Origin of the sequence: Niallia sp. Sow4_A1 (assembly GCF_052116745.1) — a bacterium.
Classification (GTDB): domain Bacteria; phylum Bacillota; class Bacilli; order Bacillales; family Cytobacillaceae; genus Niallia; species Niallia hominis.
Genome location: NZ_JBQKKM010000027.1, coordinates 1 through 15789, shown reverse-complemented (window position 1 = coordinate 15789; position 15789 = coordinate 1). Strand labels below are relative to the sequence as shown.

Here is a 15789-nt window from a genome sequence, read left to right as displayed (position 1 = left end):
CTATTCTGCATATAAATACATTAGTCGAGGCGAGTTAGCATTGGTGACAATCTTTAGTATATTTGCTAATTCTTTATCCTCACTTGTAATTAATTTTTTGGCAGTCATTCCAAATAGGGAAGCAAAACCAGTATTGTCGGTATAGGTAACGACAGCTGCGTCCTTTAAATCATAGTCATTTTTCATCTGTTCTACTACATCATCAAAATAGCCAAAATCGTCGATTAAATTTAGTTCCTTCGCCTGTCTACCATCGTAAATCCGTCCATCAGCGACTTTCTTCACTTCTGCCTCTGTCATTCCTCGACCATCAGCAATGACTTTAACAAAACCGGCATAAGAATTATCAATTAAATTTTGTAAAATCTCTCTTTCATCTTCTGTCATTTCTCTTGTAGAACTCATGATATCCTTATATTTCCCACTCTTAATTGTGACAAACTCTACTCCATACTTTTCAGCAAGCCCTTCGAAATTATATCCACTCATAATAACTCCAAGTGAGCCTGTTAATGTTTCCGGACTAGCAAAAATTTTATCAGCAGGTGCAGAAATGTAGTACCCTCCAGACGCTGCCATAGATCCCATTGATACGTATATTGGTTTTTTTGATTCTTTTTGAATTTCTACTAATTTATCATGGATTTGTGCACTTTCTACAACTCCTCCACCAGGAGAATTTACTTTCAAAATTACACCTTTTACACTAGGATCCTCTTTTATGTAATCTAATTTTTCGATAAAGGAAGTATGATTATAACCTACTGTCGAAAAAAGAGATTCGGCATCTCCAGTATCTTGAATGGTCCCAGACACTTCCAGTACAACTATCTTCTCAGAGAAATCTCCGTCCTCTATGTATTCTTCTACATATGGCCCTTCCCCTTCACTAAGAAATTGTCCAAATAAATCTTCTACGTCCGTTGTGAACGCTACAGATACCATACTGGTAATAATGGAAAAGACAAAAATAATACCAGCTATCCCTAAAGCTGCCCAACGTTTTCCACTCATTACTTATAACCCCCTATTATTTCTTTCTATTTCTTATACGTATAAGTACCGATATTGTTTCAGGAAAATGTCGGATTACTTAAATAGATTCTTTACGCTATTCCCTTTGCTTGCTGTTGCTTTTTTGAATTAGAGAATAGTTTTGTTTGTGATAAAGAATAAATGGATAATGCTGACCAAATAAATATAAATGCCAATAAATGAGAGGTTGTAAATGGTTCATGATAAACGAATACCCCAAGTATTAGTGTTAATGTAGGTGTTAAATATTGAATGAACCCGAGCATGGATAGCGGAATCCTTTGCGCTCCTTTTGCAAAAAACAACAATGGCACTGCTGTTAACACACCAGAAATAATTAATAAGAAGTCTAAACTAGTAGATACAGCTAAAAATGCATGATCTCCTTTTAAAAATAAATAGCCAATATACATTAAGGCAAATGGAGTAATAAACATGGTTTCCAAGGTTAATCCTACATCCGAATTAATTTTGATTAATTTCTTTGTTAATCCATATAAGCCAAATGTTAATGCTAATGAAATAGCAATCCATGGAAATGCTCCATGAGCAAAAGTAATAATACAAACTCCAATTGCAGCTAATCCTACAGAAACATACTGTATTTTAGACAATTTCTCTTTCATTACAAAAATGCCTAATAATACACTTACCAGTGGATTTATATAATACCCTAGACTCGTTTCGATTATTTTATTCGCATTTACAGCCCAAATGTAGATAAACCAATTGCAGCTTACTAATATAGATGCAATAAACAGCATGATACCCTGTCTTTTCTGGTGCTTAAATGATTTTAATGTTTGAAAGAATAATTCCCATTTACGAGTAAATGTTAGTAAAATGCACATAAAAATAAATGACCAAAAAATTCGATTTGCGAGAATTTCATCTGCCCCAACTCCTTGCAGATGCTTCCAATATATCGGGAATAGTCCCCATATTAAGTAAGATATACCAGCAAATATTACCCCGTTTTTAATGTTGTTTTTCTCCATCTTCATCGCTTCTTTCCATATTCGAAATATTCCATATTATATATATTATTTTGGTAACTGGCAATCTTTTTTAGAAATGTTTGTCAAATACAGCCAAAAGAGACTGGGACAAAACTAAATAACTAATCTTTAAAGACGAACAATCTCTAATTTAGCTCTTAAATAATGCTACACTATCTATGTTTTTAAATATAGTTAAGTGTATAAAATAAGTCGTTCATTGTGCTACAGATGCACGGATGCGCCGGAGAGGAAGCTGAGCCTCACTACGCGACCACTGAAAAACAGATAGCTATTGATGATTGGTCGTAACCGCCTTTTAAACTTAGATGTGCAAATTGTTTTCCAAGGTGACCACATGACTCATTGGGGCGAGCGCTGAGCCGCTTCGTCGCTCCGCTCCTGCAGGGTCTCGGACTTTCTCGCTGCTCCCATAGGAGTTAAGCGGTCACCTCTCCAAACCAACTTAATATTCGCTTTCAAATAAATAAATTCTTATTTAATTTGGAAAAACTATACTTTTTCAGTGCCCTCATCACTGCGTTGCTGGTTCTAAAGCGTCTCTAATTCCCGCAAAAGTCGAGCGTCCTCTGCTCCATTTCACTTCGTTTTTAAACCTTTTTCTAAAAAATAAATACGAACTATAATGTAATCTAATTACATTATAGTTCGTATTTGTTGTTGGTTGAAATACTTATGTCCCTGCCTCTTTCACTTGTTATTACTTTAATCGATCATACATTATTTCATTTCCAACAATTGTTTTTGTTACTTCTATTTTATCTATTTCACTTGGACTTACTTCAAAAATATCTTTATTCAATACAGTAAAATCTGCTAAATAGCCTTTTTCAATTTTCCCTCGATCTTCTTCATGACAAATGGCATAAGCACTTCCTTTTGTATAAAGGCTCACTGCTTCATATACTGTTAACGCCTCTTCTGGAAGGTATCCGTTTCCTTCTATGTCTTCTGCATTAGTTCTTGTAATAGCTGCTTGAATTCCTACTAAAGGATTTGCACTTTCAATTGGAGCATCAGAACCCCCTGCACAATGTAATCCCTCTTTTAATAATGTTTTCCAAGCATAACAATAGGCAAGATTTTCTTTCCCCAGTCTATCTATTACCCAAGGAAAGTCTGAAGTTACAAAGCTAGGCTGGATATCTAATATTAACGGCAAGTCTTTCATACGTTCCATTAAATCCTTGCGAAGCATCGTTGCATGAATAAGGCGATCTCTTCCAAATCCTTGTAAAGGATGTTGTTCAATAGCTTGTAAGACCATTTCAAAAGCTGCATCGCCTATTGCATGTACAGCAATCGGAACTTCTCTCTTCCTTGCCTTTTCTACTAATTCATTTAATTGTTCTTGTGAAAAAATGCTTACTCCATTTGTTGAAGGATCATCAAGGTATGGTCTACTTAAAAGAGCGGTTCTTCCACCAAAAGCACCATCAGCAAATATTTTCATACTGCCAAGCTCCACCCATTCGGTACCACCTAGATATTTCCCGCCATCATGTATCATCTCATCAAATACTTCATGATGCACAAGCAAATGGGCTCTAAAGTGATTTCCTTCTTCTTCAATTACTTTTTTATAGGAACGATATGTTCCTTCATAGCCATGATAATAGTGTAAGTCTTCAGTATGAGCTCCAGTTAGTCCTAACTTATAGGCATCTTTAATACCTGCTCGCAATGCTCTTTCCACATATTCATCGGTTACTTTAGGCAAGACTCTTGTTATTAACTCTTGTGCTTGATCTTTAAAAACTCCAATAATCGTGCCTTCCTCATCCTTCTCCATAACTCCACCAATTGGAGAGGAAGTATCATTTGTAATATTGGCAATTTTTAAAGCATATGAATTTACTGCAATTGCATGCTTACATATACGATTTAGGAGGACTGGATGGTTTGGAACATACTGATCAATATCTATAGAAGTCAGTACCTGTTGCTCCTGCCACATATTTTCATTCCATCCATCTCCTATAATCCATTGCCCTTCTTCTATATTCTCTGCATAATTAGCTAGCAACCGCAAAGCTTCCTCTTTTGATGTGCAAGTGGATAAATTTAATCTTAATAGCTTTTCCCCATGCCCAACTAGGTGCATATGACTATCTACAAATCCCGGAAGGAGAACTTCACCTTCTAAGTCTATTTTTTCTTGTATCCTTCCTTCGTATTTTTCTTCCAAGTACTTTTTATCGCCGAAATCCACGATATATTGCTCCTCTGTAAAAATTGCCTCAACTACTTGTCCTTCCTCTTTAAGCGTATACATCTTCCCACCATAAATCAGTTTCCCCATGCAAATCCTCCTACTATCTTAAATTTCGATTGAATGGCAATAAACTCTATAAATCATCAGTTCTGTTTTATTAAAAAGGACACTAACTTTAGTGCCCTTTTTAATACCTTTCGCACTCTGTTTTGAGAACGAGAAGTTTATTTTCTTCTTTAGTTGCTACGCTCTTCTTTCTCTCGTAATTCCACTCTTCTAATTTTCCCTGAAGTCGTTTTAGGCAATTCTTCCATAAATTCGATTTTACGTGGATACTTATATGGAGCCGTTAATTTTTTTACATGTGTTTGCAGTTCTTTTATTAATTCTTCTGTTCCTTCTATTTTATCTCGAAGAACTATAAATGCTTTCACGACATTTCCTCTAATTGGGTCTGGACTTGCCACTACCGCACACTCTTTAACTGCTTTATGCTTAACTAAAGCATCTTCTACTTCAAAAGGTCCAATCGTGTAGCCAGAGCTAATAATAATATCATCTCTTCTGCCTTCGAACCAAAAGTAACCATCCTCATCTTTCTTAGCACGATCACCAGTGATATAGTAATCTCCACGGAATTGATTTTTTGTTCTTTCTGGTTCTTTTAAATATTCTTTAAATAATGCAGGAGTATCTTTGTGTACTGCGATATCTCCAACTTCCCCTACTGAACAAATTTCTCCATCTTCATTTATGATTTCGACGCTATTTCCTGGAGTTGGTTTCCCCATAGATCCAGGGCGTAATTCTACTCCCTTTGTGATCCCTACTAATAACGTATTTTCCGTTTGTCCATATCCATCACGGACATCTAGTTGGAAATTCGCTTTAAATACATCAATAACTTCTCTATTTAGTGGTTCTCCAGCAGAAACTGCGCTTCGTAATTGATCTAATTGATACTTTTGAATATCTTCCACTTTTGCCATTAAGCGATACTCTGTTGGCGTACAGCAAAAAACATTTACTTCATATTTCTCCAAAAGCTGCAGATATTTATCCGGGTTGAATCTTCCATGATAGACTAGTCCAATTGCACCAGATCCTAAAACAGATAATAGTGGGCTCCAAACCCATTTCTGCCATCCTGGACCTGCCGTTGCCCATACAAGGTCACCTTCTTCAATATTCAGCCAATTTGGTGCTGCTGTTCTGAGGTGAGCATATGCCCAACCATGCGTATGTACGACACCTTTTGGATTTCCAGTTGTTCCTGATGTATAGGAAATAAATGCTGTATCTGACTTATGTGTACTTACCAGTTCTAGTTCATCTGAAACCTCCAGTACTCGCTCATCTAAAAGCATCCAACCTTCTTTTGCTTCACCTAATACAAAACGTTTAATAGTATGTATTTCTTCCACTAATTCTAATTCCTCTAAAAATGGATAATAGCTAACTACCCCTTTTACTTCTCCATGCTTAATGCGATATTGTAAATCTTTTGCGCGAAGCATTTCTGAACTTGGAAGGACAGTTATTCCCAGTTTTAAAGCTGCTAAGTATACCTGATAGGCTTCTATTATCCTTGGAACAATAACAAGAACAACATCTCCTTTTTGTAGGCCCTCTTCTTTGAAAACATTTCCTATTCTATTTGCTGCTTTCATTAAGGAGGAATAAGTAACTTCCTTTGTTTCGCCCTCTTCATTCTCCCATTTTAAAGCAAGTCTATCTGTATTTTGGGCAAATTTCTCAATCTCCGAAACAAAATTATATTGTTCTGGAGCAATTAAATCCTCCGTCCGCATATGTAGTCTCCTCCTGTTTCTAAAAGTAAATACTTAACCCATTATACTACCCTATCTCCAATTTTTGAATTAATTAAATTTCGTTCCTTTAAGGAGCCAATCTTTTACCAATAAAAGCAAAAAATAGGCCTACATAAAGAAGAAGCAAGGCATGATGCCTTGCTTCTTGTAGCCATTACTATTCAATTATTTAGAGAAACCGCCGCCTAATTGTTGTTCAGCCATTTGCACTAAACGTTTAGTGATCTCACCACCAACAGAACCGTTAGCACGAGAAGTTGTTTCAGCACCTAAGTTTACACCAAACTCAGTAGCAATTTCATATTTCATTTGATCTAGAGCTTGAGAAACCCCAGGTACTAATAATTGATTTGAATTGTTGCTGCTTGCCATGTGTATCACCTCCTTGTGATAATAGAATGTGTAATACACATAGCATTCATTCGTTCTTTTTACTGGTAATTGTTCACAAAAAAACAGGAAATTTTTGTATCATACCACTTCTCCCTTATGGCGGTCATGCAAAACACTTTAAAAAAGTGAATCTATTTCGGTCTCCTTCTTCTTCTCTTCCCTTTTAAGGATAATCGTTTCAATATGATTAACTGCTTCTTCAATCAATGGTTCAAAGTCAGTAAAGCTTTCATAATATTGTATTTTTTCTTTTTTTGGTTTAGTCTTAGGCGATGCCGGCACAAATACCGTGCAGCAATCCTCATATGGACGAATAGAGATATCATGTGTATCAATTTTTTTTGCCCATTCGATTATTTCTGTTTTATCTGTAGTTATTAAAGGTCTTAAAATAGGTGTGTTTGTTACATCGTTGATTGCATACATACTCTCTAATGTCTGACTAGCAACTTGCCCTAAGCTTTCGCCCGTGATAATAGCCAGCGCTTCTTTTCTTCTGCGAATTTCATCTGTTATTCTTAGCATAATTCTTCTCGTTGCGGTCATTGTATAATTTTCTGGAATCTGCTTATGAATTAACTGCTGAATAGTTGTAAATGGAACAATATGCAACACAAAGTGACCATTAAAACTTGCAAGCTTTTCCGAAATATCAATTACTTTTTGTTTTGCTCTTTCACTTGTAAACGGAGGACTAAAGAAGTGTACCCCTTCAACTTTTAATCCTCTTTTCATAGATAAATATCCTGCTACCGGGCTATCTAATCCACCAGATAACATTAGCATTGCTTTCCCGCTCGTTCCTGAAGGAAGCCCCCCCGCCCCTGGAATATTTTCACAGGAAAGATAGATTGCTTCTGTTCTAACTTCAATCTGAACATTTATATCAGGATTTTTAACATCAACTTTTAAACCAGAGATATTTTTTAGCAAATGCCCACCAATCGCCTGATTAATTTCATTTGTATCTAGTTCAAATTCTTTGTCAGCTCGTCTTGCACTTATTTTAAAGGTACATCCCTCTTTATATAAAGAAGAAACAATATCTAAAGCAGCTGCTTTTACTTTCTCTATATCCCGCTCAAGCTTTACTGCTGGGCTAAAGGATTGAATACCAAAGATGTTTTTAAGCACTTTAGAAATTTCCTCTTCCTTTTCACCATTTAACATTACATACATTCTTTCTCTTTTTGCTTCAATTGAAACAGATGGATAGCCCTCTAGAGACTTTGCAATTGTTCGTTTTAGTTTATCTACAAATTGCTTTCTGTTTCTCCCCTTCGTAGATAGCTCTCCATAACGTATTAAAATACGATCATATTTCACTTCATTACCCCTCTCAACCATTCCTGAATATCTTTTATAGCTGCAATTACGCTTTCCATTTCTTCTATTGTATTCTCATAGGATAAGCTAATTCGGAACGAGCTTTCTGCAAGCTGTTCTGGTACTCCTATTCCTAATAATGTTTTACTAATTTTATTTGTCTTTGATGAACAGGCACTTGTAGTGGATATATATATATCACGTTCTTCTAATGCATGAACAAATACTTCTGCCTTTATTCCTTCGATGGAGAAGTTAACAATATGAGGTACACTTTTCTCTGCTGCTGGCGTATGAATGGAGATACCTTCTATCTTAGATAATTCCTCACGCAAATAAACATTCAACTGTTTCAGAATAGGCAGTTTCTCTTTTTGATTTTGCAGCTGCATTCGTAATGCCTTGGCAGTAGCAACTGCACCAGCAACATTCTCCGTTCCGCTGCGAAAAGTATTCTCTTGCCCGCCACCTGCCAATAAAGGTTCTATTCTTTTTCCTTCTTTTATATATAAAACCCCATTTCCTTTTAAGCCATGAAATTTATGGGCAGAAATGGTATAAGCATCTATGTTTGCCTTATTTATTGAGAGGGCTTTTTTCCCAATTCCTTGAACACCATCTACATGAAAAAATATATTTGGATAATTGGTTAATCGTTTACCGATTTCCTCAACTGGCTGAATAGATCCTATTTCATTATTTACATGCATAATAGAAACAAGGATGGTTTCTTTGCGTATATTTTTGATTATATCCTCGATTGATACTTGACCAAACTCATCGACAGGGACATAAGAAATAGTGAAACCGTCATCTTCTAATTGCTCCATTACTTTGTGAATGGAATCATGTTCAATTGCTGTGGTAATAATATGATTCCCTCTACTTTTATATGAACGAGCAATTCCTTTTAAAACGGTATTATTTCCTTCTGTACCACCTGAGGTAAAAAATACTTCATTGCTTTTCACTTCTAAAAGTCCCGCAATTTGTTCTCTTGCTTGTATTAACAGCTTCTCTGATTCCATTCCTATTCGATGGATTGAGGATGGATTTCCAAAATATTTTTGGGATACAGTCGTAAAAGACTCAATAACCTCTGGAAAAGGCTTAGTTGTTGCACTATTATCTAAATATATCATTACATTGGAATTTCCTTTCCATTATAAAAATTCGTTAATCCGCTTTTCCTTTAGCGACAATCATTTTCACTCACATAACGTTATAATTGTTACGTCTTTAACTCTCTACTTTATCCTCTATAAAGCGGAATAATATTCACTAATCGAAGTTTCACTTTATTATGCTACCAAAAAACTTTTTCAAATAAAAGAATAAGCTTCATAAAAATTCATTATATCTATTCTTACTGGAAATAAAATGTTAACTCTTTCCATAACCGGAGAAATTTTTCGCTTTCCACAAAAAAAGTCTGAGACATGTCCCTCAGACTTTTTTCTACTTATAATGGAATTAGATGTTACTCATCATTACTTTTCATTTTCTTTCCATTCATGTGACCAAGCTTGAATCTTATTAGTACTTCCAGGCTCTATCTCTTCAATGGTTGCTGCAGCATATTGCAATGCTTCTTTATAGCGATAATTTCTAAAATGTGCTTCTGCCTCTAATAAGCCTTGATGGACTTTTTGATATTGGCGACGATACCTGTTCCCATATTGAATGATTTTCTCTGCTAAATAAACGGTTTCTACCAATTCAAGTGTTGCATTAACTAGCACCGTCACTTTTTCTTCTGTCACTTCTATTATGTTCTTCACTTCAACCATATTTAATGGTGTTCGATCTAACATTCTTTTTGCTTCATCAATACTTTCTTTTGCTTCTCGTACTAGCTCATTATACTCATCTGTCACACCTGGCAAATTGCTATTAGTAACACTTCTAATAGCTTCTGCCACTTGTTTACTTAGTTCTCTTATACGATTATGTGCAGAAACTTCATCTTTACGTAGAGCATGCAGCCTATCAAATAATTCTTTTTGTTCTAAAGAGGCATTTTCTAATTGCCCTTTCAGTTCCTTAAGTTCTTCTCCCAACAGAGTATGTGCTGCTGATTCAGTCAAGAGCTTATGTTCTAATACTTCATATTGCTTATAGAGATGATTTAATTTCTTCTCAAGCTTAAATTGCAGTTCAATATCTTCATTATCTAGATTATAGTTTGTCTGCAATAATCCAACTTCTACTTGAAGCTGTGCGTTTCCTTGCTGAACATCTTCTAAGATTTCCTTGGTTACGTTGATATTATTACTACAATAATTTTTTGCAAGTACTTCTTTTTCTAATAAATCATATAGCAAATCCAGCTTTTCCTGTATTTCTGCAATAACCTTTTCTACTGCCTCAACTTTTCCTTCTCTTAAATCATTTTCAGTTGATGCAAGTTCATTCATTAAGTTTTCGATTGCTTCTTCCATTTGCAAATGTTCCAAGATGTATCCTTGCTCCAACATATCTACATAGCCATCTTTTAACTCATCAAGTTGTTCTGGCAATTTTGTCTGACATTCAATCAGTAATGGAGGAATTTTTTCCATCAGATAAGTAATCGTTGTTAAACGTTCTTGCATTTTATAAACAATCTCTCTTGCTTCCAAATAATCCCCATTATTCGTTTTTTCATCATAAGTTATAAATAATTCCGCAACTTCGTGAAGCATTGTTTCAATCTTTTTCTCTGTCTCACCATAAGTATGACGATGTGCTAAAAGATTTTTTTTGCTGACACGGTAGGATTCTTTAAGTTCTTCAATTTCCGATCTGTTCTTTTCTTCACTACCAACTAGATTATTAAGTTCTTCTAATATAGTATCAATTCTTTTATCTACACTTTCCATTTTAAAGCGAATAGTATCTTGTGTCTTCTTGGCTTTCGGAAAGTTATATTTATCAATATAATTTTCCGTATCAAAAAGCAATTCCTCAATAGTAGGCAATTCGGTAGTAACAATGTCATCCCATTCTTTTCTCCATCTTTCGAACAACTCTTCGGTTTGTCCAATCATATTCAATTGTTTAACCTTTGCAAGCTCTTCTAATACGGGACGATTCATCATGTCTATTTTCCAATTTTCTAATTCATCGACACCATTATAATATTTTCGTTTAATAAAATATCCCGCTACAAATAGGCAAATAACTAAACCTATTCCACCAATTATGTAATTCATTTGAAGCCCCCTGTTCATACACCGGCCATAATTCCGTATCTATTTTAATTAAGCTAATAATTATCTAATAGTAAAGAGCAGTATTCCACAAAAATAATACGCATAAAGGTAACTGCCGTAAAAAAAAGATTACTTTTTCAAAATCCAAGCAAAATGTTTTAAGCTATATTAGATATCTCCCTTTTTGCAGGTAAATTTCTTTGTATTTATGATAACATGTAAACGACATTTTTTGACTATTATTTTACGTTTTTTTCATAATTTCGTTTACTTTTTTCAAAGTTCGCTAGATAACTTAAATTATATAAGTATTTTTCAAAAATAACACGTATAACTACTTCTTTATTAGTCTTCCTGCTATATTAGGTATATATCAATATTAGCAAATATAGAAAGGGTGATTATTCCCATGCAAAAAGACGGACATATCCATACTCCATTTTGTCCACATGGTTCTAAAGATTCTCTTAAACAATACGTAGAACAGGCATTAGCCCTTGGTTATAAAGAAATGACATTTACCGAGCACGCCCCCTTACCAGAAGGGTTTATCGATACAACACCAACGCAAGACAGCAGTATAACAATCGAAACATTACCCATTTATTTAAAAGAAATACAGTGTATCAAAGCAGAATATGAAGAAACAATCAAGATAAATGTAGGACTAGAAATTGATTATATGGAGGGATTTGAACTAGAAATAAAAAACTTTCTAGCAGATTGGGGTCATTTATTAGACGACAGCATTTTAAGTGTACACTTCCTGAAAAATCCTTTAAACAATCACTATGATTGTGTCGATTACAGCCCCGAGCTTTTTGGAAATATTGTAGAGCAGTACGGAGGAATATCAAAAGTATATGCTACTTATTACCAAACACTTTTGAAATCGATTCAAGCAGACTTAGGTCCTAACAAACCAAAACGAATAGGTCATATGACGCTGATACATAAATTCCAGCATTTGTATCCCATTGACCAAGACTTTCAAACTGTTATACTCACCATTTTAGACGAAGTGAAAAATAACAATTATGAACTGGATTATAACGGAGCAGGAGTAAATAAGCCATATTGCAAAGAACCATATCCTTCAAAGTGGATAGCTGAAGAAGCGGTTAAACGTGGTATCCCCTTAGTATATGGTTCTGATGCTCACCAGGCAAAAGATTTAGGACAAGGCCGGAACGTTATGTTATGGAATAATCGATAATTCATTTTCATTCATACAAACAACGTCATGTATCCATCGATGGATCTCTTCTGAATATTTTCTTTTGAAATAATCTTCATTTAGAAAAATATGAAGAACCTCGGTAACATAGAAAGAGTGAATAAAAGGCATGGAGAGTAGCCCTTTTAATTGAATGATACTATAGGAAATAGACTGTTTCCTAAATTCTTTTTTCTCTATCCCTTTTTCCAAAATTTGTGTAAAGATATATCTTTCTTTCACATAATAAGTCGACATTATTTCCCTTACAACTTGTGAATCAATCGTAACTTCTCTTAATATAAATCTGGTTAATTGAGGATTTTTGCATTGATAGGTGATAATACTGTCTACTAATTTTTTTAACTTTTCCGTTGGATTGCAGGATTGTAAATAAACTTGTTCTAACAATTCTAAATAGGTTTCGAAAAAATTCATATAACAATATTCTAACAATCCTTGCTTACCATTAAAATAATAGGAAATATTTGCTGTATTCACTTTAGCCAGCCCAGCTATATCTCGGATAGAAGTACCATGATAACCTTTCTGATTAAATAACGAAATGGCAGCTTCTACAATGGCATCCCTTGTTGAAATTTCTTTCATCTAGCCTAACCTCTTTTCTGTTGCGAATCCTTAAAAAGTATGGTTGAATTATTAAAAACTTCGCTTTATGATAAAGACTGTTTTTTCAAGGAAGAGTGTGTATGAGTTTCCATATCAGTATTTTGGAGAACAGCCATTAAATCTACAAATATGCTATTCCTTACACTTCTTTATAAAGAGGGAGAATCCTTTAAAAGATTACCGACAAAGTATGGGTTCCTTCTGTATTTATCGTCAAAAAACAACAAAAAAAATGAGAAAGATTGGTGATATACATGTTTAGCGTCGAAACATATAAAGGTAAACGAGAAGAACAGTACCAATTAGTTGAAAAACAATTACGTGCTTTATTAGAGGGAGAACATAATACAATTGCAAATCTTTCTAATGCATCAGCATTATTAAATCAATTTCTAGAAAAAACCAACTGGGTGGGCTTTTATCTAGTTGAAGACAATGAGCTTGTTCTTGGACCATTCCAAGGCTTACCTGCTTGTGTCCGTATTCCATTGGGAAAAGGTGTTTGTGGTACCGCAGCCTTTAATAAAGAAACAGTAAGAGTTGAAGATGTTCATCAATTTCCAGGTCATATTGCCTGTGATGCAGCCTCTCAATCCGAAATCGTCATCCCATTAGTCAAGGAAGACGGTACTTTAATAGGCGTCCTTGATATTGACTCTCCAGAAAAGAATAGATTTGATGAATTAGATCAAAAATATTTAGAGATTTTTGTATCTACATTAGTTAAGTTTATAAAATAAATCGGGATGTACTTCCAAATATAAAAAGGTGTCCTGCCCTTCTTCATGAGAGGCAGAACACCTTTTTTATTCGCTAACAAGGAGAGTATTTTGGATAACTACCTTGTCTTTTCCTGTTTCCTTTGCTATATACAATGCTTTATCTGCACGCTTAAAAAGCGTATTATACGTATCATTAGTTTGCTTATTCCAATAAGAAACTCCACAGGAAATGGTAACAGATGGCTTAGAATAATCCCTTACCTTTTTCACCAATCTTTCAGCAATCGTAACACCTAAAGAAAGAGTGACTTTTGGCAAATAAATAGCTAGCTCTTCTCCACCCCATCTGGAACCAACATCTGAACTCCGAATATTTTCTTTAATAATATTCGCCACTTGAATGATAATATCATCGCCAATTTGATGTCCATATGTGTCATTTATTAATTTAAAATCATCAATATCGATTAAAATAAATGTTCCTTCCTTATCTTCTATTAAGGACCTTTGAATCTTTTCATCCAAATAACTTCTAGAAAAAAGTTTTGTTAAATGATCTGTTACGACCATTTTTTCCAACTCCTCTCTTAACAAGGAATTAGTTAAGGCAAGAGTAGAATGATGTATTAAAGACTGTAACAGTTTAAATGTATCAAATGAAAAATGGTATGCATCTGGGTGCATTACTATAGCAAACCCCTTTAATACCCCTGTTTGCATCATAGGCACAGCCATTACAGACTTATACCGAACATCCTCAAGCTGCATACTGAAATCTCCTAAAAAGAGGGAATCTTTCTCCATTTGAATTTTCTCTTTAAAATAATCAATATAATTCTTCGATTCCGGCTCAAAAAAGAAAGAAGAGCTTCCTTGTAGCACTTTTGTTGAATCATTTTCGATGGAAAACAGAATAAATCCTACTTCCTTTGCATTAAAACTCGCAGATATTCTTTCACAAATATATGTCATCATTTCATTTAAGCGTAAATTAGAATTTAATTGATCCGACGCCTCATTTATTAACTGTAAATCAGTAACTAATTTTTTTGATTGCTGATACAGCTGAGCATTTTCCAATGCACCTCCTGCCGTATTTGCCAATAAAGAAATAAATTCCACTTCATTTTTCGGAAAAGAGCTAACATCTGGAACAATAATTTGCAGAACTCCGTATACTCCTTGTTTTCCTTTTAAAGGAGCATAGATAACAGAACTTTTTTCTTCTTTCAAATTTTCGAATTGCAATTCAGCCGTAACATATGCTTCCATAGCGGCCATGTTTTCACTGTCATATTCTAAATCCTTTATTGGCAGATCCATTGGACTATTATTATCATGTGATAGCAAAAGATAATAATGATACGAAGGATACACTTTTTTTAAGGTAAAAATAACCTCTCTTAATACATCTTCCATTTTCATAGAGGAATGAAATTTTTCAGTCACTTTAAATAACTGCTTATATTTCTTCTTATCTCTATTAACATTTAACATATTTTGCATATTTCTAAATAATATTCCGACTTCCTTTGCTACCATATCGAATAAAGAAATTTCTCCATTTGGCTCGTCCAATAATTCCTTCTTGATCTTTATTGCTAGAATATAGTCAAGTTTCTCCTTACTTTTCAGGGCTAGCATCATATAATCATGTATTGTATCTTCCGTAATAGGCAACCGGAAAAATTTATACCCACTTGCCAATTGTAAATTTTCCTTTATACAGGTATTCTTTCCTAAATCATCTCTACTAGCTGTGGTGGATACGATTGACCAATTCAAATCCCATTCTTCACTGGTATATAGAGTAACTTCAACAGCCCCAAATACTTCTTTTATCGCTTGGAGCGCTTCTTGGATAATTATGTCGTAATCATCGTTTATTAATTTAATATCATACAATTCAAAAAAACGACTTTTTAATATTAATATTTTTTGGTGGCCAAGGAAGTCCATGTATTTATCACCTAATTCACCTAACTATTCATTCTTTGATTTAGTAATTCTTATTTAAAATATAAATACGAGATAAATTTAATAAAGAGTAAAAATTAATCGAAGCACTTTTCCAAGGAACAATCTTTATTTTATATCTCAACTTTCGCACCAAAAAAATAAGTGCAAATCGTTAGTTGTATTGCGTCTATGGTCTATTAAATATGTTGCTTGACAGTGTTTAATAAAATGAAATAACACCTCATTCT

At 34.3% G+C, this 15789-nt stretch carries 12 protein-coding genes; 2 read left to right on the top strand and 10 right to left on the bottom strand.

Annotation, left to right across the window (positions count from 1 at the left end):
* The 8 genes from sppA to ezrA form a co-directional block, all read right to left on the bottom strand.
* Entirely contained in the window at positions 1-1014 is a 1014-nt protein-coding gene (gene sppA / locus ACTQ5K_RS15255; protein WP_031534954.1) for a signal peptide peptidase SppA, read from the bottom strand.
* 92 nt (positions 1015-1106) lie between these two features.
* On the bottom strand, positions 1107-2033 hold the full coding sequence (gene rarD / locus ACTQ5K_RS15250) for an EamA family transporter RarD (RefSeq protein WP_031534956.1): 927 nt from the start codon (positions 2031-2033) through the stop codon (positions 1107-1109).
* A gap of 721 nt (positions 2034-2754) precedes the next feature.
* Positions 2755-4356, bottom strand: a complete 1602-nt coding sequence (locus tag ACTQ5K_RS15245) for an amidohydrolase (protein ID WP_031534958.1) — start codon at positions 4354-4356, stop codon at positions 2755-2757.
* A gap of 149 nt (positions 4357-4505) precedes the next feature.
* Entirely contained in the window at positions 4506-6080 is a 1575-nt protein-coding gene (gene mbcS / locus ACTQ5K_RS15240) for an acyl-CoA synthetase MbcS (RefSeq protein WP_031534960.1), read from the bottom strand.
* A gap of 186 nt (positions 6081-6266) precedes the next feature.
* Positions 6267-6473 (bottom strand): alpha/beta-type small acid-soluble spore protein, encoded by a 207-nt coding sequence (locus ACTQ5K_RS15235; protein ID WP_031534962.1) that lies wholly within the window; start codon positions 6471-6473, stop codon positions 6267-6269.
* Between the two features lie 138 nt (positions 6474-6611).
* Entirely contained in the window at positions 6612-7820 is a 1209-nt protein-coding gene (gene thiI, locus ACTQ5K_RS15230) for a tRNA uracil 4-sulfurtransferase ThiI (protein ID WP_031534964.1), read from the bottom strand.
* The gene (locus tag ACTQ5K_RS15225; protein WP_031534966.1) at positions 7817-8962 is read right to left on the bottom strand and encodes a cysteine desulfurase family protein; all 1146 of its coding nucleotides are present in this window, start codon (positions 8960-8962) and stop codon (positions 7817-7819) included. Before ACTQ5K_RS15225 ends, thiI begins: the two co-directional genes overlap by 4 nt.
* Before the next feature lie 348 nt (positions 8963-9310).
* Positions 9311-11014 (bottom strand): septation ring formation regulator EzrA, encoded by a 1704-nt coding sequence (gene ezrA / locus ACTQ5K_RS15220; RefSeq protein WP_031534968.1) that lies wholly within the window; start codon positions 11012-11014, stop codon positions 9311-9313.
* 409 nt (positions 11015-11423) lie between these two features.
* Here ezrA and hisJ point away from each other — a divergent pair, with 409 nt between their 5' ends.
* Complete coding sequence (gene hisJ, locus ACTQ5K_RS15215) at positions 11424-12230, top strand: histidinol-phosphatase HisJ (protein ID WP_031534970.1); 807 nt, start codon at positions 11424-11426, stop codon at positions 12228-12230.
* On the opposite strand, the gene refZ is transcribed toward hisJ, so the two are convergent.
* Entirely contained in the window at positions 12213-12839 is a 627-nt protein-coding gene (gene refZ, locus ACTQ5K_RS15210) for a forespore capture DNA-binding protein RefZ (protein WP_031534972.1), read from the bottom strand. The genes hisJ and refZ overlap by 18 nt on opposite strands.
* 275 nt (positions 12840-13114) lie before the next feature.
* Here refZ and ACTQ5K_RS15205 point away from each other — a divergent pair, with 275 nt between their 5' ends.
* The gene (locus ACTQ5K_RS15205; RefSeq protein WP_031534976.1) at positions 13115-13600 is read left to right on the top strand and encodes a GAF domain-containing protein; all 486 of its coding nucleotides are present in this window, start codon (positions 13115-13117) and stop codon (positions 13598-13600) included.
* 66 nt (positions 13601-13666) lie between these two features.
* Here the strand turns inward: ACTQ5K_RS15205 and ACTQ5K_RS15200 are convergent, their stop codons facing one another.
* Positions 13667-15541 carry a sensor domain-containing diguanylate cyclase gene (locus ACTQ5K_RS15200; RefSeq protein WP_031534978.1) on the bottom strand — a complete coding sequence of 625 codons (1875 nt, stop codon included), beginning with the start codon at positions 15539-15541 and terminating at the stop codon, positions 13667-13669.
* Between the last annotated feature and the right edge of the window lie 248 nt (positions 15542-15789).

What these genes read in the sequence shown, in the direction of transcription:
- ACTQ5K_RS15235 (WP_031534962.1), bottom strand. Translation starts at nt 6,473, where the DNA reads ATGGCAAGCAGCAACAATTCAAATCAATTATTAGTACCTGGGGTTTCT.
- refZ (WP_031534972.1), bottom strand. Translation starts at nt 12,839, where the DNA reads ATGAAAGAAATTTCAACAAGGGATGCCATTGTAGAAGCTGCCATTTCG.
- ACTQ5K_RS15225 (WP_031534966.1), bottom strand. Translation starts at nt 8,962, where the DNA reads ATGATATATTTAGATAATAGTGCAACAACTAAGCCTTTTCCAGAGGTT.
- sppA (WP_031534954.1), bottom strand. Translation starts at nt 1,014, where the DNA reads ATGAGTGGAAAACGTTGGGCAGCTTTAGGGATAGCTGGTATTATTTTT.
- ACTQ5K_RS15200 (WP_031534978.1), bottom strand. Translation starts at nt 15,541, where the DNA reads ATGGACTTCCTTGGCCACCAAAAAATATTAATATTAAAAAGTCGTTTT.
- ACTQ5K_RS15245 (WP_031534958.1), bottom strand. Translation starts at nt 4,356, where the DNA reads ATGGGGAAACTGATTTATGGTGGGAAGATGTATACGCTTAAAGAGGAA.
- ezrA (WP_031534968.1), bottom strand. Translation starts at nt 11,014, where the DNA reads ATGAATTACATAATTGGTGGAATAGGTTTAGTTATTTGCCTATTTGTA.
- ACTQ5K_RS15205 (WP_031534976.1), top strand. Translation starts at nt 13,115, where the DNA reads ATGTTTAGCGTCGAAACATATAAAGGTAAACGAGAAGAACAGTACCAA.
- mbcS (WP_031534960.1), bottom strand. Translation starts at nt 6,080, where the DNA reads ATGCGGACGGAGGATTTAATTGCTCCAGAACAATATAATTTTGTTTCG.
- rarD (WP_031534956.1), bottom strand. Translation starts at nt 2,033, where the DNA reads ATGGAGAAAAACAACATTAAAAACGGGGTAATATTTGCTGGTATATCT.
- hisJ (WP_031534970.1), top strand. Translation starts at nt 11,424, where the DNA reads ATGCAAAAAGACGGACATATCCATACTCCATTTTGTCCACATGGTTCT.